Here is a 21,219-nt window from a genome sequence, read left to right on the forward strand (position 1 = left end):
ACCTGACGATGCGTGATGTGGCTGCCCTGCTCGCCGCGGTGCCGACCGGACTGTGGGTTGCCGGCGAGCAAGTGCCCGCGGAAGGCGGCCGCGCCTTCCCGGTGCACGATCCGGCGACCGGAGCGCTACTCGTCGAGGTGGCCGATGCGGCCGCTGCCGACGGCGCACGCGCATTGGCGGCCGCTGCTCGCGTGCAAAAGGACTGGGCCGCAACATCATCCCGGTCACGCTCGGAAATCCTACGACGCGCTTGGGAACTGGTCATCGAGCGCCGCGACGATTTCGCGCTGCTGATGACCCTGGAGATGGGCAAGCCGCTCGCGGAGAGCTACGGCGAGGTCACCTACGGCGCGGAGTTCCTGCGCTGGTTCGCCGAGGAAGCGGTCCGGGTGAACGGCCGCTACACGCAGTCGCCCTCGGGCACCGGGCGCATCCTGGTCACCAAGCAGCCGGTCGGTCCGACCCTGGCGATCACGCCGTGGAACTTCCCACTCGCCATGGGCACCAGGAAGATCGCGCCCGCCCTCGCGGCGGGCTGCACCATGGTGGTCAAGCCCGCCGCCGAAACGCCGCTGACCATGCTGCTGCTCGGACAGGTGTTCGCCGACGCCGGACTGCCCGCCGGTGTGCTGTCGATCCTGCCGACCTCGCAGGCCGCGCAGCTCACCGACCCGATGTTCGCCGACGACCGGCTGCGGAAGGTGACCTTCACCGGCTCGACCGGCGTCGGGAAACTCCTGCTCGCCCAGTCGGCGACGCGCGTGCTGCGCACGTCGATGGAACTCGGCGGCAACGCGCCGTTCGTGGTGTTCGCGGACGCCGACCTGGACGCGGCGGTGGATGGCGCCATGGCTGCCAAGATGCGCAACACCGGCGAGGCATGCACCGCGGCGAACCGCTTCCATGTCGATAATGCGGTGCGCGAACAGTTCACGGCGATGCTGACCGCAAGGATGCGCGCACTGAAGGTCGGGCCGGGCCATCTCGACGGTGTGCAGGTGGGGCCGCTGATCAGCGAGAAGCAGCGCACCACGGTGGCCGAGCTGGTGCGCGATGCGGTCGAGAAGGGTGCGGTGGTGACCACCGGCGGCGCGAATACGGAAGCAGAGGGCTACTTCTACGAGCCGACGGTCTTGGCGGATGTGCCCGCCGATGCGCGGATCCTGCGCGAGGAGGTCTTCGGACCGGTTGCCGCGATCACCGGATTCGACGGCGAAGCCGAGGGTATCGCCGCGGCCAACGACACCGAATTCGGTTTGGCCGCATACATTTACACGACAGAGCTGGACCGCGCGCTGCGGGTGGCCGAGGCGCTCGAATCCGGGATGGTCGGGGTGAACCGCGGCATCATCTCCGACGTCGCGGCGCCCTTCGGTGGTGTGAAGCAATCCGGCCTCGGCCGCGAGGCGGGCAGTGAGGGCATCGAGGAATACCTCGAGACCAAATACATCGCATTGCAGTAGCGATCACCGCACGGCAGACGGTGCCGGCGGAGTCAGCCCGCACCCGCGGCGAAGACGAGGGGCCGCGGGAGCGTTTCCGGCTGATCTCCGCCGAGACCTGCCGGGCACTCAATCGGCGTCCGCGTAGTCCTGCGGATCGGCTGCGAATGTTTTCTGCATCTTGCGTGAGATCCATTGTCCGGCAGTCGATACGTCGATCGAATCCTGATCGCCCGAGTCGGTGAATGCGGCGATCGGGTGGACGACCGCATCATGGTTGGGCAGGTAGAAGAACGGAATCGACAAGCGTGCGGACGTGTCTCCCGGTGGCGGGTTGACGACCCTGTGCATGGTCGATGCCCACCGGCCGACAGTCCACAGGGCCATGAGGTCACCGATATTGACGACGAACCCGCCGGGAATGGTTGGGACGTCACACCATTGGTTCGCGCCCTGGCGGACCTGTAGACCTCCTCGGTCGCTGTCTTGGTAGAGGATGGTCAAGCTTCCCCAATCGGTGTGTTCGCCACGGCGTAGCTGCCCGGGCAGCGGTGTTCGCTGTTGTGGGTAGTAGTAATTGACGGCGATCGAGGAGACGTGACGGTCGAATTTGTCGTCGAAGAAACGTTCGTCGAGTTCGAGAGCCAGGGCGAACAACCGCATGAGGTCGGCCGACAGGTGCGTCAGGGCCGCCATGTACTCGTGCCACGTCCGCTCGAAGTTCACCGGGAATCGCGGCCACACGTTGGCCAGTTTCCATGATGCCCAATAATCACCGAGACGGGCGCGTTCCTGGTCGCTCAGGTCTCCGGTCACATGCGCGGAGAACACTTCACACAGATCGGGTGGGGTTTTCTGGTCCAGGCTGTGTGCGGTCGATCCGCCGATTCTGCGGAACCCGGATACGCCTGGCCGGTGCGCCACCGCGTCCCTGGCCGTTTCCGGCAGCAGGAAGAACTCGCGCGTGGTCGAGCACATACGGTCGATGAGTTCCGTGGGAACACCGTGGCCGACGATGGTGAAGAAGCCCGATGTCCGGCAGGCGGTGTTGATGGCATCGGCGATGATCCGCCGCCCGTGCTCGGTGTCTCGCGATGACAGATCGATCACGGGGACGAATCCCTCGATAACGGTGACAGCTTGCTGCTCCATTATGGGTGTCCTTTCTCAGGCGCCTGCGAGTTGTGTTGTGGGTTCGACGGTTTCAGTGACGTGCCGGTCGGGCCTGCGGGGCCGCATGAGTACTGGCACTAGCGCCGCGCCCAGCAGGGCGACCGCGCCGCTCAGCGCGAGAGTGGTGTGGACTCCGGCCGCGGCCGCGGTGTGAACGGCGTTCTGGATCGGGGGTGCGGCCTGGATCAGCTGCGGGGACTGGCCGCCGGCGATGGCTCGGGCCGTCGCTGTGGGATCGGACACCGCGCGGTCGGTGAGAACACTGCGGGCCCGTTCGGCGAACACGCTGCCGAGGGTGGCGATGCCGAGCGCGAAGCTGAGCTGTTGTGCGGTGTTGAGCGCACCGGTAGCCATTCCGGCGCGTTGCCACGGCACCAGTGACACCGCTGCCGAACTGAGCGTCGCGGTGGCCAGGCCGACGCCTGCGCCGACTACGACGAAACCAGGAACGAGCGCGGTCCAGCTTGCCCGGTCATGGACCAGGAGCGCGCCGATGATGCCGCCGAGGCCCACCGCGGCGAGGCCGCCACCGATAATCCACCTGGCGTGCGCACCGTGCAGATACCGGCCGATCGCACCGGACACCAGAAACGCCATGACCGACAGCGGAAGCCCGACGGCACCGGCTTGGATCGGGCTCATCCCGAGGAGGGACTGCATCCAGATTTGGGTGTACATCAGTGCCCCGAATGCCGCGAAGTACAAGATCGCGCCTGCGATCAGTACCCCTACAAAGGCGCGGTCTCGCAGCAGCGCGAGGTCGAGAATTGGTTGTGGCGAAACGATTTCGATCCGCACGAAGGCCGCCAACGCGACCGCGGCGGCGAGCAGCGTCCACCAGGTGATCGAGTCCGACCAGCCGTGCTCGTTGGCTCGGATCAGCGCGTAGGTCGCCAGTGCCGCGCTCACCGTGAATGTCGCCACCCCCGCCGCATCGATCCGGCCGCGATGCGGGCGCTGACCATCGGTCAGCACCCCCACGCACAGCGCAACCGCCACCACACTAACGGGGAGGTTCACGAAGAAGATCCAGCGCCAGGACGCGATATCGGTGAGGATCCCGCCGACGATCGGTCCGATGGCCGAGGAAGCACCGGCGACCGCGCCCCACATGCCATATGCGCCGGCTCGATCGCGCCCAGTGTAGGAGTTGTTCAACAGCGCGAAGGTGGTGCACGACATCGTGGCCGCGCCGACGCCCTGCATGGCGCGGGCGACGATGAGCACCATCGGGTTCGGCGCGAACCCGCACACCAGGGAAGCCACCGCGAAAAGCACCAGCCCGGCGAGGTAGGCGCGTCGATGGCCGGTCAGATCGGCGATCGAACCTGCCCCCAGCATCAGCGCGGCCACGGCCAGGGCGTAGCCGTCGACGACCCACTGCAGCGATCCGAACGACGCGTGCAGATCGATCTGCATATCGGGTAGCGCGACGTTCACGATCGTGACGTCGATCAGCAGCATGAAGGTGCCCAGGCACACCGTCAGCAGCGGTAACCATTTGCGCAACGCCTTTGTCCTCTCGAAGTGGGGATGAGGCGTCGAGTATCCGAAGGCGGCCGCGAAATAGGCACGGCATAGCGCCATTGGCGCTAATTTCTTCTAGTGACAGCCGAGAAGTTACGCAGAACCGCAGCCTTGGACGCTGTCGATACACAAATAGTGCATGCCCTGCAATTGGACCCGCGGGTATCGTTCCGGCGCATCGCCACTGACCTGGGAGTTGCCGAGCAGACGATCGCCCGTCGATACCGACGATTGCGCCGCGACGGTGTTGTTCGAGTGATCGGCGCCGTCGATGCCCGCGCCCTGGGCGAGAACGACTGGATCATTCGCGTGCGCTGCCGTCCGGACGGCGCGCTGCAGGTGGCCCAGGCGTTGGGCCAGCGCGACGACGCGGCATGGATCAGCATCGCCGCCGGCGGCGCCGAGGTCGTCTTCTCACTGCATCCACGCAGTCAACAAGACCGGGACGACCTGCTGGTACAGCGGTTGCAGCGCAGCGCCCCGGTGCACGACATCGCGGCCGCGATGATCCTGCATCGCTTCGTACGCCGCGATGTCGCCGACTGGCGAGGACGGCAATATGCGGCGCAGGGCGAAACCTGTACCACCGCCGACGAATACACCGACGACGACCTCCAGTTGCGCGATACCGACCACGCGCTATTGGAGCTACTGGCCCGAGACGGCCGGACAAGCTACACGCTATTGGCCCGTGCCACCGGCATGAGCATCGGCCGGGTGACCCGCCGTATCGCCGCACTGCAAGCCGGCGGCATCCTCTACTTCGACCTCGACATCGCGCCCGCCGCCATGCCCACCCGCACCGCCGCATTCCTGTGGTTGCGAGTATCACCCGCCCATCTCGAAACCATCGGCCTCGCGGTTGCCGAGCACGAAGAAACCAGCTACGCCGCCGCTATTACCGGACCATTCAACATCTTCGCTGTGCTGACCGCCGACAGCGCCGACGACCTCTACCGGTATCTGACCACCACCATGGCTGCGCTCGAGGGCATCCACAGTTTCGAACTCTCACCGGTACTGCACCGCCTCAAGCAAGCTGGCGCCCTCATGACAGGCAACATTCTCGCGCACCCGAAACCTATGGCCGCCCGGACACACCGGCCCCGGTCGCCTCACCCATCTCAGTGAGATGACCTTCCGAGGACTGCAGCTGTCGGATGCTGCGCATAGCTTTGGCGTCTCGTTTGCTGCTTCGGTGGCGCGCCAGCGGATGCGCTCGTGCGCTATCGCGACGGCAGGAACCCTGATGCGATGAACTCCCTGATGTAGGTGTCGAGTATCGGGCGAGTGAGGGGCGGGCACTCGATGCCGGTGTCCGCCAAGGCGGTACGGCTGTGGGCGTCGTCCCAGTCGAGATGTCCGGCGAGCCCGGCGAAGTTCGCGCTGAGCAGCGCCGCGCGGACGAGCGAATCGTCGCCCGCGTCGTTGCGCAGGCGGGACTCGCGGTCCAGCTCGGTACGGACGGCCTCCAGCCTCCCGGTCGCGACCGGGAGGCCGTGGTCGCGCAGCGAGTCGAAGATGTCGCGCACCGCCACCGGAGTGCGGTTGACCAGGTGATACACGATCTCCGACGCTGGGTGGGCCGAGATCTCGACGAGCGCGCCCGCCACGTAGTCCACCGGAACCAGTGACACCGTCGCGTCGCCGACATCGGGTGCGATCCCGAGGATTGCGGCGGCGCGGATCATGTTCCAGATCGCATCGTCGGCGCTGTTCACGCCGATGCGGGTGTCGCCGCTGATCGTGCCGGGACGATAGACGGCGACCGGAAGCCCGCGCTCGCCCGCCTGCCGAACCAGTTCTTCGGCGACCCACTTGGAGGTGAGGTAGCCGTTGTCGGAGACCTGGTCGGCCCCGCAGCCGCGTGTCCTCTTCGACGACGCCGGATTCCGGCGTGGTCGAGACGGCGGCGCCGATAGTGGAGACGAAATGGACGGGCTTGGCCCGCCGCGTCGTCGCCAGGCGCAGTACATCCCTGGTGCCTTCGACATTGGCGGCGCGTAGTCGAGCATAGGGATCGACGTGATTGACGCGAGCGCCGTTGTGGTAGATGACGTCGATGGTGTCGGCGAGGCGGTCGTAGTCGGCATCGGAAAGGCCCAGGCGCGGTGCGGCGAGATCGCCGGGGACCGCGATGATCCGATCGGCGACGGCATCGTCCCACAACCGGTAGCGGTTGGGTCACGGCCTGCCAGAGCCCCGTCGCGCCACTGACATCGCCGAGTAGCCCCGCCGCCACTACGCAGGACGACAAGCCTGGCTCGGGTGACCAACGGATCACCATCGAATTCGGTGGCAAGACCCGCTCCTATGTGGTGCACGCGCCGCCGAGCTATGACGGCAGCGCCGCCCTGCCACTCCTGGTCGCCCTGCACTTCTATCCCGGTGACGCGGCGCGGATCGCCACCACCAGCGGCTTGAATACCAAGGCGGACAAGGAAAACTTCCTCGTCGTCTATCCGGAGGGGCACGCTTCCGGGTACAACGCTTTCGTCTGCTGCGGTTCGGAAGACGATGTCGGCTTCGTCAAGACTGTCCTCGCCCGAATGACCGGCTTCTGGAAAGCCGACCCGAAGCGCGTCTATGCCGCAGGCATCTCGAACGGCGGCGATATGTCCTTCAAGCTCGCGGTGGAACTACCTGGCACCTTCGCCGCCATCGCCGCGGTCAGCAGGGGTTTCATCGGCTCCGCCGCGGCGGAGCCGTCCTACAAGCCGACGACACCGGTATCGGTTATCACCTTCCTTGGTGGCAAGGATCGCTTCTTCGGTCGATTCGACACCGGGATCACGCAGTGGCAGGAGCGACTCGCCTGCGCTCCCGGGGGAGCGCAGGCCGACCTGGCCAATGGCATCACCGTCGCGACGGCCACCTGCGCCGACGGCAGCACGGTCGAGATCTACCGGCTTCCCGAGATGGGGCACTCGTGGCCGGGCGCCGCGCAGGGCGAACTCTCCGATGCGCAGGCCGGGGTGAACGCGACCGACCTCGCGTGGGACTTCTTCACAGCCCACGTAATCCACGGTCGATGAACCGAATCATCCAGTCGAAGCTGACTTCCGGATCGCCGGTCCATTGGAAGCCGCCGGATGCCTGTAGGGACGCGAATCCGTGGAACATCGAGCGCAAGGTGCGCAGGGCGTGATCCATCTCGACGTCGGGAATGTCGTAACCGCGCAGCACTGCCACCATCGAATCGAGCACGCGGCCACTGGATTCCAGCAGGGGATCGTCGGGGCTGGTGAACTCGGCTCCGACGGTGGCGGCGTAGCGACCAGGGTGCGCGACTACGTATGAGCGGAATGCGCGGGCGAAGGCTGCCAATGCTTCGGTGCCGGAGCGGCCGTGCATCGCGTCGCGAACGGCGCGGTCGAGTTCGGTCATCGCGAGCACGGCGATGCCGTGCTGCACATCGGCCAGGCTGGCCACGTGCTTGTACAGGGAAGGTGTTCGGACACCGAGCTTTTCGGCAAGCAGACCCATGGCCAGGTTGTCATAGCCGACGTCGTCGGCGAGTTGGGCACCCGCACCGACGACGTCGGCTGTGGTCAGCCCGACCCTAGGCACGGGCCTGCTCCGCGAGGAACCGCAGCGCGAGTTCGGCCACCCGGTCCGGCGCGTCCGCGTGCGGGTAGTGCCCGGAACCCTCCGCCACCACGACGGTGCCGAGACCCGCAGGCATGAGAGCGACGATGGCGTCGCCTTCGGCTTCGGGGTTCGGGAAGTCGGGGTCCTCGGTGCCCATGATGATCAGCGCGGGGCTACTGATGTTCGGCAGCTGCGCCTCGGCATCGGCGGGAGTCGACTTGCCGGTCTTCATGAATTCCGCGAACCGGCCCGGTTCCTGCAGCTTCGCCGACAGTTCGGCCATGTACTGGTCGTAGTCGGCAGGCTTGATCGGGTAGGCGACGTTCAGGTAGCGCATCCACTGTCCGAGGCTCTTGAAGATCATGGTGTTCATCAGCGGCACCAGCCCCTTGCGGTAGCGCGGGACGGTGAACAGCGCGCCTGCGGCGAGCTTCTGGGTCTTGGTGAACGGGTTGAGTTCGATGATGGCGCTGACAAGTTCGGGCGCTTGTGCCGCAGCGATAGTGGCGGCCCCGCCGGAGATGGAGTGTCCGATGATGACCGCTGGACCGCCGAGGTGGCGGATCAGAGCGAGCAGGTCGCCCGCGACATCGGTCCGCGAGATCGCGTCACTGCCGTCGTGGGACTTCCAGTTCATGCTGGACTCTCCGTGTCCACGCAGGTCCGCCGCTGCGACCCGGTAGCCGGCGCCGACCAGCTTCGGCGCGAGCAACCGGAAAGCCTGGCGCCGGTCACCGATGCCGTGCGACAGCACGACCAGTGGGCCATCGCCGGTCACGTCGTAGGCGATCTGTCCACCATCGATGGTCAGGTACTCGGTCATGTCGAACTCCCGTTGTGCTGGTAGCTAATGCTGATAGCCATAAAGCTAATGCAATTAGCCAACCGTGTCAACACTCGCTTCAGGCCCTGGATGCGACCTTCGGCGCAGCGCCGAAGGGGGCGGGGGAGTGGGGGGTCGTCCGGCGGTACGGGAGGTTGTGGTCGCGCCGACAGCGTGCGCGGCCTGGACGACATCATGGCGAGCTGGTCGCCCGAAGACGTCGCCACCTTCGCCGCCTACCTCGAGCGGTTCAATACCGACATCGAGCGCTATCACGGCAGGCCGTGGCCGCGCCTCACGCCGTCGGCGCTGGACCGATAGGCGTTCGATTCGGGCTCGTTCCGGAAACGGCAACGATAGTTGCCGGCCGGCATGGCCGGAGAACATCCTTGGCGCCGTGAATGAAGAAACATCAGCAGTGAAGAAAATGGCCGTGGTTTATCACAGCGGCCATGGGCGTACGGAATGCTTCGCAAAGCATGTCGTCGCCGGCGCCAGGAATGTGGCAGGTGCAGAGGTTAGTCTGCTGAAGGCTGACCAGCTCGTCGCCTCGCCTGCTCGGTTGGCTACCTACGATGGCATTATCTGGGGTTCTCCCACCTATTTCGGAGGAGTCTCCGGGCCTTTCAAATCATTCATGGATTCGACATCGCCCCTTTTCCGCACCCAGGAGTTGCGTGGAAAACTTGCCTCCGGCTTCACGGTCTCGTCGTATCCATCGGGCGATAAACAATCAACGCTGATGTCCATGGTGGTGTTCTCGATGCAACACGGGATGCTGTGGGTCGGTAATCCGCTGGATTTCGAAAACAATGTCGGCGCGACTCCGGATCCAGCTGTCGATCGACTCGGATCATGGACCGGCGCGATGGCCCAAATACATCACAAAGCTCCCGTGGATTCCTTCGACAAGGGAGATCTGGCGACCGCGAAACTCTTCGGTGCGAACTTCGCCAGAACGTTGCATCGGATCTGAAGCCGCACTCGAGCGGCCCGGCAGCTCGGCGATCAGGTGTCCGAGGCCGAGTTCTGCGGCCATTGCGACACTCGATCCACACCGGCAGGCCGACGAGGAGTCTCGATGCCGTGGCCGGCTGTCTGTTTCTCCAGCGCCGACGGGGCTGTATTTGACATGGAGTGCACTCCAGGTCGTAGCGTCGGATCTTGGTAGTCATGACCCGGACCTGCCGCTGGACATCGCGTCCGGTGCTGAAGGAGGAGATCCCGCAATGATCCCGACCAGGAAACTCGGCGAACTGGCCGTAGGTGCGCAGGGGCTCGGCTGCATGGGGATGAGCCAGGCCTATGGCGTGCGCGATAGCGACGACGAGTCCATTGCGACCATTCATCGCGCGCTCGACCTGGGCGTGACCATGCTCGACACCGCCAATGTGTATGGGCCCGAAACCAATGAGCGGCTGGTCGGGCGCGCTATCGCCGATCGTCGTGATCAGGTGGTGCTCGCGACGAAGTTCGGCATCGTGTGGGGCGAGGACGGCACCATGAATGCGCGCGGTGACGCCGCCTATGTCAAGCAGAGTTGCGACGAGTCGCTGGCCCGCCTCGGTGTCGACCACATCGACCTCTACTACCAGCATCGGGTGGATCCGAACGTCCCGATCGAGGAGACCTGGGGCGCACTGTCGGAACTGGTCGCCGCGGGCAAGGTGCGCTACCTCGGCATCTCCGAAGCCTCGGCCGCAACCATCCGCGCCGCGCATGCCGTGCACCCGATCACCGCGCTGCAGAGCGAATGGTCGCTGTGGACACGGGACATCGAGGCCGAGGTGCTGCCGACCTGCCGCGAGCTTGGTATCGGCATCGTGCCGTTCTCCCCGCTCGGCCGCGGCTTCCTCACCGGCGCCATCACCTCCACCGCCGAACTCCCCGCCGACGACATGCGCCGCCAACTACCGCGTTTCGCCGACGACAACCTCGACCGCAACCTTGCTATCGTCGCCGCCCTGCGCGAGCTCGCCGCCGAAAAGGGCATCACCGCAGGCCAATTGGCCCTGGCCTGGGTCATGAGCCAGGGCGAGGACGTAATCCCGATCCCCGGTACCAAGCGCCGCACCTACCTCGAGGAAAACGTCGCAGCCACCGACATCACCCTGACCGCAGACGATCTCGCCCGCATCGACGCCGCCGCTCCCTCAGGAGCTTTCGCGGGCGCGCGCTATCCGGAGCGTCTCGCTCGAGCCGCCGGTCGCTGACCGAACCCACCTCGTCAGCCCTGAATGAAAAAGGTCCCGCGCCAAGGGAACTCGGCGCGGGACCGTTCGCTGATCATCTCTACGGACGGTAGAACTCGCCGTCCTGCACGCTCGCGGTGAAGGCTTCCCACTCGCCTGGGTTGAACACCAGTGCTGGGCCGTTGGGGTTCTTGCTGTCTCGTACCCCGACGAGTCCACTGTCGAGGAACGCGACTTCTACGCACTCCTGGCCTCCGCTGCTGTGGCTGCTCTTGAACCACTGCGCTCCGGGCAGGTCCACATTCACCGTTCGTTGCCTGGGACGAAACTCTCCTGTCGGTCCGCCGTAGCGCACGTCGAGCGAACATGATTGGTCGCCGACGCAAGGGCCGCTTTCTCCATGTGCTCAGTGGTCAGGTCCGGTTGGAGGCTGGCGCGCGCTTCATCATGCCCGCGGTCCTAAACGTAGATCGAATCTTACGTAGATCAGATCTACCTTAAGATTCCGCAAGCGAAGGATGTGCCGTCAGCGGGTGAGTTGCGAGGCGGCGGCTTCGGCGCTGAGGTCCGACAGCGACAGCAGGTGGGCCGGTGGGCGATCGAGTATCGGGCTGCTGTCTGTGTGCAGATCGGGGTGGATGTGCAGTAGCTCGCCGGGGGGCATGCGACGCCAGCCGGGGTCGGTGTCCATCGGCTCGCTGGCGATGACCACGGTCGGGGTTTCGGCCGAATCGGCTGAGTGGACGCGGATGGTTCCCTTGCTGCCCGCATGCCGGAGGTGTTCTCCTGCTTTGCGTTTCAGCATGTAGAGCTCGTGGGTATCGGGGTAGCGCAAGGCCCACAGCTCGGTGGTGGTGGTCAGGATCAGGTTGATCGCGAAGATCGGCAGCTGGTCGGCGACCCATCGGGTGGCGTCGGTGATCCCGGCGGTGACGTCACCGCCGTGCGCATCGATGTGTTGGGTGATCAGCGCGAAGAATCGTTCCGAGTCGGTGTCGCCCTGCACCAGTGCACGGTAAGGGCCCAGCTGCTCGTCGAGTCGTGGGAGATCTTCGATGACGCCGTTGTGGGCGAAGATGCGTCCGTTCTGGGTGAACGGATGGGTGTTGTTCACGGTGCGGGCACCAGTCGATGCGTGGCGGACGTGGGCGAGGAAGGTCGCCGACTCGCGGTGTTTGGCTTCGGTGGCGAACTGGCGGTCCGCGTAGGCGGCCAACGGCTGCTTCTCGACCAACGGCATGCCGTGTGTGTCGAAGGTGCCGAGGCCGGTGCCGTCGGGGTTCGTCTCGCTCTGGTGGTCCAGACTGTCTTCGGCATCGAGGAGCCAGAAGGTCGCCTTGACTCGCTGTGGGGACGCCGTCATTCCGAAAAGTCGGCACATGCCGGTCTCCTCCGTTATCCGAGCGCTGTGGCCGGTTTCGTAGCGGCGTGCCCATAACGGTCCGACAGCCCGCCGGGCACTAACAGTTCGGCCCATTGCGCGGTCAGGTCGAGCACCTCGGCGGCGCAAGAGTGTCGTTCGGCCATTCGCTCAGTGTTGCGCTGGAAACCGCGTTGCCTCGATCGACACGCCCGACCGATCTTCGTACGGATGGCCGACTTCGCTGGTTCGGCTACGGCCCGATGCGATCCAGCAGCCAGCGCGGACCGACCGTCACGGCCCCGAGCGGCTCGACTCGATCACGCAGTCCGCGATCCGCCGTCACGACGGTGATCGACCGGCCGTTGTCCTGCGCAGCGGCTGCCGCCACCACACCGACGATCGCGTCATCTCCCGATCCGTCCGCTGACACCACGCGCAGGTCGTCCGGGGCTGTTTGCTCGGCGACTGCGCTTTTCGCCGCCCCCTCGAGCACGACGACCACATCGGTCGGTTGCTCCAGGTGTTCTTTCAGTGAGGTCAGCTGCGTGAGCAATCGCCGGGCCGCGCCCGCACGGTCGCGCCACCAGCCATCGGGCCGCGAGCCGACGACATTGGCAGCGTCCACCACGATCAGCGGAACTTCGTCCTTCGTCACGCCCTCAGTCTCCTCCGCGCGGAATCCGAGAACGTTCGGTCCATACGGGGTGGTAGAGCTCGTGGATGGGCGAGCCGGTCAGTCGTCGGAGATCGCGAGCAGCCGAGCGCCGATCGCCAGCAGTGCCGCATCGACACCGGGGCGGGATCGCAGGTGGGGCATCAGCGCGATGTCGTTCATCATGGTCTGCACGGCCTGCACCCGGATTCGGGCACTGATCGGATCCCAGTCAGGGTGCACCTGAGTTGCCAGGTGCACCCACTCCGCGATGTAGGAGTGCTGAGCCGCTCTGGCTCGGTGTCGGTCGGCGTCGGGTAGGTGCATGGATTCCGAGACGAGCAACTGGACCAGGTCGGGGTCCTCGAAGGCGAACGCGCAGTAGCTGCGCAGCAGTCGGAACATGCCGTCGCGGGCGTCCGCGGCCTGCGCGAACGTGCGGTTCATCTCCCTCTGCATCCATTCGTCACCACGCGACATCGCGGCGACCAGGATGTCGGATTTGGTCGGGAAATGGTTGTAGACGCTGGGGCCGGAGATGCCGACGCCGGCACCGATATCCTCCATGCTCACGCCGGCGAATCCGTTGCCTGCGAAGAGTCGTGTTGCCTCGGCCAGGATGGCCTCGCGCCGCGATTGCCGGGTCAAAGACCCGAGGTGCTCCGTGCGCGCGGCGGACCCATCGGACAAGGCGATCGGCGCGTCGACGATGGTCGTGACGAGTTCCTCGATCAGGGCGCTGAACCCGGGCTCCGGAAGCGAAAGACTATGGAAGGAAAGGCTGTTGCCGGTCGCGAGCGCGCACCAGGCCAGCAGATCGGACGCCGCCGCATCCAGCTCGGGCCGGCGTTCGCTGATCAGCTCGGCGAATCGCGCGCCGATGCGTTTGGTCACCGCGCGTAGCGCCGCGCGATCATCGACGGACAACTGGCGGGATTCGCGGCGGACCAACACACCGACCCGCCTGTTCTCCAGCGTCGCCGTCACCACCGTTGCGATGAGGTTGTCGGCGGTGGCCGTCACCAGCACGCTGTCCAGGGTGTTCAGCGCTTCGCCGACGACGGTGGCCAGCAGATCCTGCTTGCCACGGAAATGCCGGTACAGCGCCGAAGGGCCGATGGCCACCGCCTCCGCCACATCGCCCATACCGACCTTGGCGTAGCCCTTCTCGTAGAAGAGATTCGCCGCCGCACGCAGAATCAGCTGACGCCGATTCGCGGGCCTGGTGCCGCGGACGGGGTCGCTGAGCGTGCGCTCCTCCGACCCACGCACCATGCCCTTTGCCTCCGATCATCGCCCTATGGCGAGCGTGTGATATTACCGCCTCGGCCCACTGCGTGCGGCCGCCGACGCTGCGAGGCGCTCGTTATCGGCGGGACCGGAGGGCGACCGGGCAACTGTCGAAAGGCAAGCCACGCAGACCCTGACGCCGCGTGTCAGCGCCATGTCAGCGGAGGCGGGCAACGTTTCCCGCAAGCCGGACGCACGAGGTACCGAATGGCAGGGACTCGGTGTCGTGGCGAAGAGCCGATCGAAAGGGATTGAAATGTCTGATACCGCATTGTCCGAATTCGTCGAGGCCACGGCGACCGAGCTGGACATCCCCGGTGTCGCGGTCGGAGTGTGGGTCGGCGGTAAGGAGGTGTTCGCTTCTCATGGCGTGACCAGCCGCGACAATCCGCTGCCCGTCGACGCGGACACCGTGTTTCTGCTCGGCTCGGTGTCGAAGACCTTCACCGCGACCGCGCTCATGCGGTTGGCCGCGGAGGGGCGGATCGACCTGGACTCGCCGGTGCGGCACTATGTCCCCGAGTTGGAGCTCGCCGACGAGCAGGCTGCGGCGGAGTTGACGGTGTTCAATCTGCTCAATCACACTGCGGGACTTGGTGTGCGGCTCATCGTCGAAACCGGTGACGGTGACGACGCGCTGGCCGGGTATGTGGCGCGCATGCGCGAGCTGGATCAGATCGCACCGGTCGGCGCGCGGGCCTCCTACAGCCAGGCGGGATACAACCTGCTCGGGCGGATTATCGAGAAGGTCACCGGTCTCACCTTCGAAGCGGCGGTCGTGTCGCTCGTCCTCGAGCCCGTTGGGCTGTCGAACACCGTCTACGCGCCTGCCGATGTCATGGTTCGGCGGTTCGCCGTCGGTCACAACCTCGGCGCGGACGGCACCCTCGCCGTCGCGCGGCAGTGGAAGGACACCCGCGGCAACAACCCCGGTGGCGGTCTCGCGTCGTCGGTGTCGGACCAACTCCGTTGGGCGCGTTTCCAGCTCGGTGACGGCCGGGCGGAAAGCGGCTTCGATGTGCTGCCCTCCGATGCGCTGGCGCGGATGCAGGAACCGACGGTCGCGTTGAAGGGCAGCACGCTCGGCGACGCGTTCGGCATCTGCTGGTTCCTGCGTGCGGTGGACGGTGTGCGCACCGTCGGGCACGGCGGGTCGGGCAACGGCCAGTTCGCCGAGCTGCTCATGATTCCCGAACACGCCTTCGCCATCACCGTCATGTCCAACTCGGGACCGGACGACGGCATCCTGTTCAACCAGGCGGTTGCGCGCTGGGCATTGGAGCACTACCTGGGAGTGATCGATCGGCAGCCGGTGCCGCTGCCCCACGACGCGGTGCGGGCACGAGAAGTGGTGGGCGACTACGACATCGATGTCATGCGGCTCACCATCGATAGCGATGGCGAGGGGCTGACGGTCGCGGTCGGCATTAAGCCGGAGATCCGCGCGGCATCCGACACCGAACTCCCCCCGGACCTGTCCGCAGCCGGCCTCGGACTGCTGCCCGACGACGAGTACGTCGTCACCGGCGGCGGGCTCCAGGGGCAGCGCGGCTACTTCACCCGCGACGAACACGGGCAGATCGTCGGGGCCGACCTCGCAGGTCGGCTGTTCACCCGCGCGCCCGACGCGGCCCAGTAGACGAAGCAGGGGCGACCCAACCCGCCGGCACAAGACCAACGGGACCTGGTGGCGGGCGTTTCCATTGTGGCAGAACAGGACCCTTGCGATCAGTTGACTGCGGTTCGCAGGCCGAGGCCAGCAGCGGGCAGGATCGTCGGCTGCCCGCCCGGGGAGATCCTCGCTCCTAGATGTTGAAGCCGCCGCCGCAGATCAGGGTCTGGGCACTGACGTAGTCGGATTCGGGGGTGCAGAAGAGGTAGACGGCGCCGGCCGCTTCCTTGGGCGTGCCTGCACGGCCCAGCGGGATCATCTGTTCCATGGCGGCGAGCAGATCGGGATTGACGCCGACCTTGATCTCCTTGCCCTGCACGTCGATCGTGCTGTCGCCGTCGGCCGACGCTTCGGTGAGCCGAGTCTTGATGAAGCCGAACGCGACCGTGTTCACGGTGACGTTGTAGCGACCCCACTCCTTGGCAAGAGTTTTGGTCAGGCCGGTGATGCCCGCCTTGGCCGAGGAGTAATTGGCCTGTCCCGCATTACCTCCCGTGCCGGCAATCGACGAGATATTGACGACCTTGCGGCAGGGGATCGGCTCGCCGGCCTCCTTGGCCTTCTTGGCGGCCGCGGCGATCACCGGCTGCGCGGCGCGCAGAATCCGGAACGGCGCCTTGAGGTGCACGTCGAGGATGGCGTCCCACTGCTCGTCGGTCATCTTCTGGATCACCGAATCCCAGGTGTAGCCCGCATTATTGACAATGATGTCCAGGCCGCCGTAGTTCTCGACCGCGGTCTGCACGAAGCGCTCGCCGAAGTCGGCGTCGGTGACGCTACCGATGCATGAAACAGCCTGTCCACCTGCGGCTTCGATCGCGGCGACCGTTTCCTTCGCCGGTTCGGCATCGAGATCGTTGACCACGACCTGCGCGCCTTCGGAGGCGAGCTTCAGCGCGATCTCACGGCCGATGCCACGGCCGGAGCCGGAGACAATGGCGACCTTGCCATCCAGAGTTCCCATGTGCTGCATGTCCTTTCGGGTGATCATACGGCGACGACAGCGTCGCCGGTCAGCGTGACGGTGCCGTCGGCGAGTGTGACGGCCAGTTCGAGGGTGGCACGGCGTTCGCCGTCGACCCGGTCGATCGAGGTGACTTTGCCGGTGGCGGTGGGCTTTGCGTGCACCGGCGTGATCGCGGCGAAGCGCACCCGGTAGGAGCGAATCGACTGCGGGTCGACCCAATCGGTGAGCAATCGGCCGAGGTAGGCCATCGACAGCATGCCGTGGGCGAACACGTCGTCGAGTCCGGCGGACTCGGCCACATCGATGTCGATGTGCATCGGATTGTGATCGCCGGACGCGCCGGCGAACAGCGCCAACGTGGTACGGGAGATCGGGCCGATCGACAAGGGCGGCAGTTCGGCGCCGACCTCGACGGCTTCGGTGATCGTCACTTGCCTGCCTCCGGATTCCGCACGACGATTATGCTTTTCAGCTCGGCGACGAGATCACCGTTCGCCCTGGTGACCTTGGATGTCTTCTCGATGAATTGGAGCGCGCCGCCCTTCTTGCTGTAGACGTTGCCGATGGTCGGGGTCGCGGTGAGGACGTCGCCCGCGACCGCGGTCGAGTGGTAGGTGAAGGACTGCTCGCCGTGCAGTACCCGGCGCAGGTCGACGCCGAGATCAGCAAGCCAGGCGAAGGAGTCGGGGTTTTCCAGTTCGATGCCGAACAGGAAGGTCGGGGGCACTGGCAGATCCGCGTGGCCCGCGGCGCGTGCCGCCTCGAGGTCGGTGAAGACCGGATTGGTTTCACCGATCGCCTCGGCGAAGAAGCGCAGCCGTCCCGCTTCGATGGTCGAGGTGGTCGGTGGGAGTTGCTTGCCGATCACGCTGGGGTCCACCGGCATCGGTCAGCTCACTTTCTCGTACAGGGTGACGACCGCCGCGCCGCCGAGCCCGATGTTGTGCTGCAGAGCGACTGTCGGATCGCCGTCGACCTGCCGGCCCGCGGCCTGTCCGCGCAGCTGCCATACCAACTCGGCGCACTGGGCCAAGCCGGTCGCGCCGAGCGGGTGGCCTTTGGACAGCAGGCCGCCGGACGGGTTGGTGACGACCCGGCCGCCGTAAGTGTTGTCGCCGTCGTTGATGAACTTCTCCGCGGTGCCCTCCGGGGTGAGGCCGATGGCCTCATAGGTGAGCAGTTCGTTGGCGGTGAAGCAGTCGTGCAGCTCGACGACGCGAATGTCGGTGGGGGACACGCCGGATGCTTCGTAGACCTGCTGGGCGGCGGCCTTCGACATGTCGTAGCCGACGATCTTCGTCATGTCCTGCTCGGTGAATGTCGACGCGAAGTCGGTGGCCATCGCCTGTGCCTTGATCACAACGGAGCCGTCGAGACCGTTCTTGCGGGCGTATTCGTCGCTGACGATGACGGCGGCGGCCGCACCGCAGGTGGGCGGGCAGCACTGCAGGCGGGTCAGCGGGCCGTAGATATGGGGCGCGGCCAGTACTTCTTCCACGGTGACCGCGTCCTTGAACACCGCGAACGGATTGTTGGCGGCATGCTTGCGCGACTTCACCGAGATCTTCGCGAACGTCTCGGGTGCGGTGCCGTACTTCTCCGCGTACTGACGCCCGGCCCCGCCGAACATCTGCGCAGCGAAGGGGGATTCATCGCGCTCCTGAATGCGATCCATCACCGCGTTGAAGCGAGCGAACGGCGTCGGCCGATCGGTGTAGCCCATGGCGAGCGCGCCACGCTGCATCTGCTCGAACCCGACGGCCAGCACGATGTCGGCCGCGCCGGATTCGACCGCTTGCCTGGCCAGGAACAACGCGGTCGAACCCGTCGAGCAGTTGTTGTTGACGTTGACCACCGGAATCCCGGTCTGTCCGAGGCCGTAGACAACTGCCTGACCGCAGGTCGAATCGCCGTACACATACCCGGCATAGGCCTGCTGAATCGCCGAGTACTCGACCCCGGCATCCTGCAGCGCCGCTCGCGCCGCCTTCGTGCCCATCACGTCGTAAGTCTCGGATTTGCTTGGGGTGGTGAAGGGGATCATCCCGACCCCTGCCACCACGGCTCGTCTACTCATCGCCATCCCTCACGCTCATTGTTCGAGCTAGTTGATATTCACTTAGTGAACACCAGGCGGGTTTGGTCGCGCAATGGCCGAGCCGTCTCTGCGCACTCCGCATGTCGATGCCACCGCCGACCGGGTCCTCGCGGCAGGCAGTGAAGCTGGCATTCTCAGCAAGCCGACGGTGGCCAGGTCCTCCAGTGAGATCGAGGTGCGTGCAGCCGGTGGATGCCGGGAAGACACTGCGAGCATGCGGGTTTCGCTGATCAGGACCGGGCCTGCGATGAAGTCGGGCTCCTCGATGGGTCGGCCGATCAACACCGAGAACGCGGCGGCCCGCGCCTGGTGTGAGTACGGTCGAAACCACGACATCGACGGACGGAGCCGACAAGATGACGAGTGCCGACGTACTTGCCGATGCTTACGGGCGCATTCAAGAGGTGGTGCACGAGGCGGTGGACGGCCTGACCGAGGACCACCTGGCCTATCGGATCGACCCGGGCGCGAACTCGATCGCCTGGCTTATCTGGCACCTGACACGGGTGCAGGACGATCACGTCGCCGACGTGGCAGGCGTGGAGCAGGTGTGGACCGCGCAGGGCTGGTACCACCGGTTCGGCCTGCCGATCGACCGGCGCACCATCGGATACGGCGACCGTCCCGAGAACGTCGTCGCCATCCAAGCCCCTGCCGACCTGCTCCTCGGTTACTACGACGCGGTCCACGAGCAGACTCTGCGGTTCGTTCGAGGTATCACCGACGAGGACCTCGGCCGGATCGTCGACACCAGATGGGACCCGCCGGTCACTCTCAGTGTCCGTCTGATCAGCGTGATCTCCGATGATCTGCAGCACGCGGGCCAGGCCGCCTACATTCGCGGAGTGATCGAGCGGACGAAGTAGAGCGGCCGGTGCGCACCACCGCGCGCTGAAAAATCAGACCGCCCACCGTAGCTTTCCTGCCGAACCGAGGGCATCAGGCCGGTGCGCCGACCCAGGTGGTGAGGGCTTCGGTCAATCCGGCGGTAGTGGGTTCGTCGGCGGCCCAGGCGATGTAGCCGTCGGGACGCAGCAGTGCCGCAGCCGGGGCCGGAATGTCGCCGATGCCGGGGATGGTCCAGCGGTCGGTACGGCTTTCGGCGGTGACGATATCGACCCGGTCGTGCCATTGCGGTATGGCCGGAACGTCGTTTCCGCCGAGTATCAAGAGCACCGGCCGACCGGAGCGCAACAGAGTGTGGACTCGGGTATCGCCGCCCTTGGTCGTGAGGTCGGCGTCCGGCACGCGGCGGCCGGCCAGTGGATGGTCGGCTTTGGTGTCGTAGCGGATATCGAGGGCGGTGATCATGAGGCCGAGGCGGTGGCGCACCTGGTCCGTGTCGATCAGGTTGCTCATGATGTCGCGTAGCGCGTCGGTATGCGGGCCGGAGCGCGACAGTGCCGTCTGGGCCCTCGTGTTGTGCAGGACCCGGGCGGCGATGGGGTGGCGCTCGGTCTCGTAGGTGTCGAGCAGTTCGTCGGATGCGTTGCCGTGCAAGGTCGCAGCGAGCTTCCAGCCGAGGTTGACCGCGTCCTGCACGCCCAGATTCTGGCCCTGGCCGCCGGCCGGGTAGTGGATGTGGGCGGCGTCGCCTGCCAAGAACACCCGAGCATCGAATACGCCGTCGCCAACCCCTACGAGCCCGACCGCCTCGAACAAGTCGTCGACCCCGTTCGCTACCCTCGCACCGCTCAGTTGGTGGCAGACCTCTTCGCCGGCGATGTCGACGCGAAGTTCGATTACGGCCTCCGCGTCATCCTCGCCGGAATCCTCGCTACCCGAACGGCTCCCGAGCGCTCGTAACGAGATGCGGTCACTGAAATAGTGATCTGGAAATCGTGACAGACCGGTTCGCTATCGGCTGTGCTGACCGGTTGCTCAATAATTCGCTGTGCGAGCTGCGATGACAATGCCGGGCCGAAGACTGGTCAGTACCAGTGATGTTCCTGCCAGAATGCCCACGCGCCCGCGGGACTGCCGTACACCTTCTTCATGTAGTCATATGTCCAGCGGATTTGGGTCACCGGATTGAACAGCCAATCGGCGCCGTGGGTGGCCATCTTGTGCGGCGGCAGGGCCTGGCCGAGCCCGTACGCGCCGCTGGCTGGGTTGACGGCCAAGAAGTCCCAACTGCTTTCGCGCATGACGACATTGTCGAAGGCCCAGAAATCGTAGAGCGGCACGATCGACATCGCCATGAGTCTGGTGGCCGCACGGACCGGCGCCAAACTGGAGCCGACCCGCGTTTCCGCGGAGCCGGACGGCAACGTGGAATCCGCATGGGGGACAGTGGCATCGAACTGTGCGGGTGCGGCAGTGGCGGGAGTGACCCCGATGGCGAGCGCGCAGCTGGCCGCTGCGAGGGCAGCTTTGACGTGCGGCACGACTTGCTCCTTCGCGTCCGGTGAGTGAAGCTCGAAGCTGGT

Annotated in this window: 25 protein-coding genes and 1 pseudogene; 9 read left to right on the forward strand and 17 right to left on the reverse strand. The window is 65.9% G+C overall.

What is annotated here, in order from left to right; genetic code table 11:
• Positions 1 to 8 precede the first annotated feature (8 nt).
• Positions 9 to 1,463, forward strand: coding sequence for an NAD-dependent succinate-semialdehyde dehydrogenase (locus tag OHA42_RS12105; RefSeq protein WP_406239300.1), 1,455 nt, complete (start codon positions 9 to 11; stop codon positions 1,461 to 1,463).
• A gap of 108 nt (positions 1,464 to 1,571) precedes the next feature.
• Here the strand turns inward: OHA42_RS12105 and OHA42_RS12110 are convergent, their stop codons facing one another.
• Both OHA42_RS12110 and OHA42_RS12115 read right to left on the reverse strand, forming a co-directional pair.
• Positions 1,572 to 2,594 (reverse strand): isopenicillin N synthase family dioxygenase, encoded by a 1,023-nt coding sequence (locus tag OHA42_RS12110; protein WP_406236842.1) that lies wholly within the window; start codon positions 2,592 to 2,594, stop codon positions 1,572 to 1,574.
• Positions 2,595 to 2,609: 15 nt separating this feature from the next.
• Positions 2,610 to 4,124, reverse strand: coding sequence for an MFS transporter (locus tag OHA42_RS12115; RefSeq protein WP_406236843.1), 1,515 nt, complete (start codon positions 4,122 to 4,124; stop codon positions 2,610 to 2,612).
• A gap of 96 nt (positions 4,125 to 4,220) precedes the next feature.
• Here OHA42_RS12115 and OHA42_RS12120 point away from each other — a divergent pair, with 96 nt between their 5' ends.
• A complete protein-coding gene (locus OHA42_RS12120) occupies positions 4,221 to 5,273 on the forward strand; it encodes an Lrp/AsnC family transcriptional regulator (RefSeq protein WP_406236844.1) in 1,053 nt (350 codons plus the stop codon).
• Between the two features lie 95 nt (positions 5,274 to 5,368).
• On the opposite strand, the gene OHA42_RS12125 is transcribed toward OHA42_RS12120, so the two are convergent.
• Positions 5,369 to 6,157: an SDR family oxidoreductase gene (locus tag OHA42_RS12125; RefSeq protein WP_406236845.1), complete on the reverse strand. Its 789-nt coding sequence runs from the start codon at positions 6,155 to 6,157 to the stop codon at positions 5,369 to 5,371.
• A pseudogene (locus OHA42_RS12130) lies at positions 6,072 to 6,311 on the reverse strand (SDR family oxidoreductase); the annotation flags it as partial. The gene OHA42_RS12125 and the pseudogene OHA42_RS12130, both read right to left, overlap by 86 nt.
• 146 nt (positions 6,312 to 6,457) lie before the next feature.
• Here OHA42_RS12130 and OHA42_RS12135 point away from each other — a divergent pair.
• On the forward strand, positions 6,458 to 7,177 hold the full coding sequence (locus OHA42_RS12135) for an alpha/beta hydrolase family esterase (RefSeq protein WP_406236846.1): 720 nt from the start codon (positions 6,458 to 6,460) through the stop codon (positions 7,175 to 7,177).
• Here OHA42_RS12135 and OHA42_RS12140 read toward each other — a convergent pair.
• Entirely contained in the window at positions 7,149 to 7,712 is a 564-nt protein-coding gene (locus tag OHA42_RS12140) for a TetR/AcrR family transcriptional regulator (protein WP_406236847.1), read from the reverse strand. The two genes, OHA42_RS12135 and OHA42_RS12140, sit on opposite strands and share 29 nt — an antisense overlap.
• On the reverse strand, positions 7,705 to 8,556 hold the full coding sequence (locus tag OHA42_RS12145) for an alpha/beta fold hydrolase (protein WP_406236848.1): 852 nt from the start codon (positions 8,554 to 8,556) through the stop codon (positions 7,705 to 7,707). Before OHA42_RS12145 ends, OHA42_RS12140 begins: the two co-directional genes overlap by 8 nt.
• 195 nt (positions 8,557 to 8,751) lie before the next feature.
• On the opposite strand from OHA42_RS12145, the gene OHA42_RS12150 reads away from it, so the two are divergent.
• The 3 genes from OHA42_RS12150 to OHA42_RS12160 all read left to right on the forward strand — a co-directional run bounded on the left by OHA42_RS12150 (position 8,752) and on the right by OHA42_RS12160 (position 10,769).
• Entirely contained in the window at positions 8,752 to 8,877 is a 126-nt protein-coding gene (locus tag OHA42_RS12150; protein ID WP_406236849.1) for a hypothetical protein, read from the forward strand.
• Positions 8,878 to 8,953: 76 nt separating this feature from the next.
• Positions 8,954 to 9,532, forward strand: coding sequence for a flavodoxin family protein (locus OHA42_RS12155; protein ID WP_406236850.1), 579 nt, complete (start codon positions 8,954 to 8,956; stop codon positions 9,530 to 9,532).
• A gap of 253 nt (positions 9,533 to 9,785) precedes the next feature.
• A complete protein-coding gene (locus OHA42_RS12160) occupies positions 9,786 to 10,769 on the forward strand; it encodes an aldo/keto reductase (protein WP_406236851.1) in 984 nt (327 codons plus the stop codon).
• A 79-nt stretch (positions 10,770 to 10,848) separates the two neighbouring features.
• Here the strand turns inward: OHA42_RS12160 and OHA42_RS12165 are convergent, their stop codons facing one another.
• The 5 genes from OHA42_RS12165 to OHA42_RS12185 all read right to left on the reverse strand — a co-directional run bounded on the left by OHA42_RS12165 (position 10,849) and on the right by OHA42_RS12185 (position 14,038).
• Positions 10,849 to 11,055 carry a DUF397 domain-containing protein gene (locus tag OHA42_RS12165; protein ID WP_406236852.1) on the reverse strand — a complete coding sequence of 69 codons (207 nt, stop codon included), beginning with the start codon at positions 11,053 to 11,055 and terminating at the stop codon, positions 10,849 to 10,851.
• A 219-nt stretch (positions 11,056 to 11,274) separates the two neighbouring features.
• The gene (locus OHA42_RS12170; RefSeq protein WP_406236853.1) at positions 11,275 to 12,129 is read right to left on the reverse strand and encodes a class II glutamine amidotransferase; all 855 of its coding nucleotides are present in this window, start codon (positions 12,127 to 12,129) and stop codon (positions 11,275 to 11,277) included.
• A 14-nt stretch (positions 12,130 to 12,143) separates the two neighbouring features.
• Positions 12,144 to 12,275, reverse strand: a complete 132-nt coding sequence (locus tag OHA42_RS12175) for a hypothetical protein (RefSeq protein WP_406236854.1) — start codon at positions 12,273 to 12,275, stop codon at positions 12,144 to 12,146.
• An 86-nt stretch (positions 12,276 to 12,361) separates the two neighbouring features.
• The gene (locus OHA42_RS12180) at positions 12,362 to 12,766 is read right to left on the reverse strand and encodes a hypothetical protein (RefSeq protein WP_406236855.1); all 405 of its coding nucleotides are present in this window, start codon (positions 12,764 to 12,766) and stop codon (positions 12,362 to 12,364) included.
• 78 nt (positions 12,767 to 12,844) lie between these two features.
• Entirely contained in the window at positions 12,845 to 14,038 is a 1,194-nt protein-coding gene (locus OHA42_RS12185) for a TetR/AcrR family transcriptional regulator (protein ID WP_406236856.1), read from the reverse strand.
• Positions 14,039 to 14,309: 271 nt separating this feature from the next.
• On the opposite strand from OHA42_RS12185, the gene OHA42_RS12190 reads away from it, so the two are divergent.
• Entirely contained in the window at positions 14,310 to 15,692 is a 1,383-nt protein-coding gene (locus OHA42_RS12190) for a serine hydrolase domain-containing protein (RefSeq protein ID WP_406236857.1), read from the forward strand.
• 166 nt (positions 15,693 to 15,858) lie between these two features.
• Here OHA42_RS12190 and OHA42_RS12195 read toward each other — a convergent pair whose 3' ends face one another.
• From OHA42_RS12195 to OHA42_RS12210, 4 genes are read right to left on the reverse strand one after another with little or no spacing between them, the layout of a single operon-like run.
• Positions 15,859 to 16,689: an SDR family NAD(P)-dependent oxidoreductase gene (locus OHA42_RS12195; RefSeq protein ID WP_406236858.1), complete on the reverse strand. Its 831-nt coding sequence runs from the start codon at positions 16,687 to 16,689 to the stop codon at positions 15,859 to 15,861.
• Positions 16,690 to 16,712: 23 nt separating this feature from the next.
• Positions 16,713 to 17,123, reverse strand: coding sequence for a MaoC/PaaZ C-terminal domain-containing protein (locus OHA42_RS12200; RefSeq protein WP_406236859.1), 411 nt, complete (start codon positions 17,121 to 17,123; stop codon positions 16,713 to 16,715).
• Complete coding sequence (locus OHA42_RS12205; RefSeq protein WP_406236860.1) at positions 17,120 to 17,578, reverse strand: MaoC family dehydratase N-terminal domain-containing protein; 459 nt, start codon at positions 17,576 to 17,578, stop codon at positions 17,120 to 17,122. The genes OHA42_RS12200 and OHA42_RS12205 overlap by 4 nt, the downstream gene beginning before the upstream one ends.
• A gap of 3 nt (positions 17,579 to 17,581) precedes the next feature.
• Positions 17,582 to 18,769: a lipid-transfer protein gene (locus OHA42_RS12210; RefSeq protein WP_406236861.1), complete on the reverse strand. Its 1,188-nt coding sequence runs from the start codon at positions 18,767 to 18,769 to the stop codon at positions 17,582 to 17,584.
• 377 nt (positions 18,770 to 19,146) lie between these two features.
• Here OHA42_RS12210 and OHA42_RS12215 point away from each other — a divergent pair, with 377 nt between their 5' ends.
• Positions 19,147 to 19,656: a DUF664 domain-containing protein gene (locus OHA42_RS12215; protein WP_406236862.1), complete on the forward strand. Its 510-nt coding sequence runs from the start codon at positions 19,147 to 19,149 to the stop codon at positions 19,654 to 19,656.
• Positions 19,657 to 19,729: 73 nt separating this feature from the next.
• Here the strand turns inward: OHA42_RS12215 and OHA42_RS12220 are convergent, their stop codons facing one another.
• Positions 19,730 to 20,398: an FAD-dependent monooxygenase gene (locus OHA42_RS12220; RefSeq protein WP_406236863.1), complete on the reverse strand. Its 669-nt coding sequence runs from the start codon at positions 20,396 to 20,398 to the stop codon at positions 19,730 to 19,732.
• Here OHA42_RS12220 and OHA42_RS12225 point away from each other — a divergent pair.
• Positions 20,372 to 20,596, forward strand: coding sequence for a TetR/AcrR family transcriptional regulator C-terminal domain-containing protein (locus OHA42_RS12225; protein WP_406236864.1), 225 nt, complete (start codon positions 20,372 to 20,374; stop codon positions 20,594 to 20,596). The two genes, OHA42_RS12220 and OHA42_RS12225, sit on opposite strands and share 27 nt — an antisense overlap.
• Positions 20,597 to 20,721: 125 nt before the next feature.
• Here the strand turns inward: OHA42_RS12225 and OHA42_RS12230 are convergent, their stop codons facing one another.
• Entirely contained in the window at positions 20,722 to 21,177 is a 456-nt protein-coding gene (locus tag OHA42_RS12230) for a lytic transglycosylase domain-containing protein (protein ID WP_406236865.1), read from the reverse strand.
• Positions 21,178 to 21,219 lie beyond the last annotated feature (42 nt).

Origin of the sequence: Nocardia sp. NBC_01009 (assembly GCF_045208035.1) — a bacterium.
Classification (GTDB): domain Bacteria; phylum Actinomycetota; class Actinomycetes; order Mycobacteriales; family Mycobacteriaceae; genus Nocardia.

Bases quoted from the DNA above. Each gene is read 5' to 3' on its own strand.
- OHA42_RS12105 (WP_406239300.1), top strand. From the start codon at position 9: ATGCGTGATGTGGCTGCCCTGCTCGCCGCGGTGCCGACCGGACTGTGG.
- OHA42_RS12110 (WP_406236842.1), bottom strand. From the start codon at position 2,594: ATGGAGCAGCAAGCTGTCACCGTTATCGAGGGATTCGTCCCCGTGATC.
- OHA42_RS12125 (WP_406236845.1), bottom strand. From the start codon at position 6,157: ATGCTCGACTACGCGCCGCCAATGTCGAAGGCACCAGGGATGTACTGC.
- OHA42_RS12145 (WP_406236848.1), bottom strand. From the start codon at position 8,556: ATGACCGAGTACCTGACCATCGATGGTGGACAGATCGCCTACGACGTG.
- OHA42_RS12150 (WP_406236849.1), top strand. From the start codon at position 8,752: ATGGCGAGCTGGTCGCCCGAAGACGTCGCCACCTTCGCCGCCTACCTC.
- OHA42_RS12160 (WP_406236851.1), top strand. From the start codon at position 9,786: ATGATCCCGACCAGGAAACTCGGCGAACTGGCCGTAGGTGCGCAGGGG.
- OHA42_RS12170 (WP_406236853.1), bottom strand. From the start codon at position 12,129: ATGTGCCGACTTTTCGGAATGACGGCGTCCCCACAGCGAGTCAAGGCG.
- OHA42_RS12175 (WP_406236854.1), bottom strand. From the start codon at position 12,275: ATGGCCGAACGACACTCTTGCGCCGCCGAGGTGCTCGACCTGACCGCG.
- OHA42_RS12185 (WP_406236856.1), bottom strand. From the start codon at position 14,038: ATGGTGCGTGGGTCGGAGGAGCGCACGCTCAGCGACCCCGTCCGCGGC.
- OHA42_RS12190 (WP_406236857.1), top strand. From the start codon at position 14,310: ATGTCTGATACCGCATTGTCCGAATTCGTCGAGGCCACGGCGACCGAG.
- OHA42_RS12195 (WP_406236858.1), bottom strand. From the start codon at position 16,689: ATGGGAACTCTGGATGGCAAGGTCGCCATTGTCTCCGGCTCCGGCCGT.
- OHA42_RS12205 (WP_406236860.1), bottom strand. From the start codon at position 17,578: ATGCCGGTGGACCCCAGCGTGATCGGCAAGCAACTCCCACCGACCACC.
- OHA42_RS12210 (WP_406236861.1), bottom strand. From the start codon at position 18,769: ATGAGTAGACGAGCCGTGGTGGCAGGGGTCGGGATGATCCCCTTCACC.
- OHA42_RS12215 (WP_406236862.1), top strand. From the start codon at position 19,147: ATGACGAGTGCCGACGTACTTGCCGATGCTTACGGGCGCATTCAAGAG.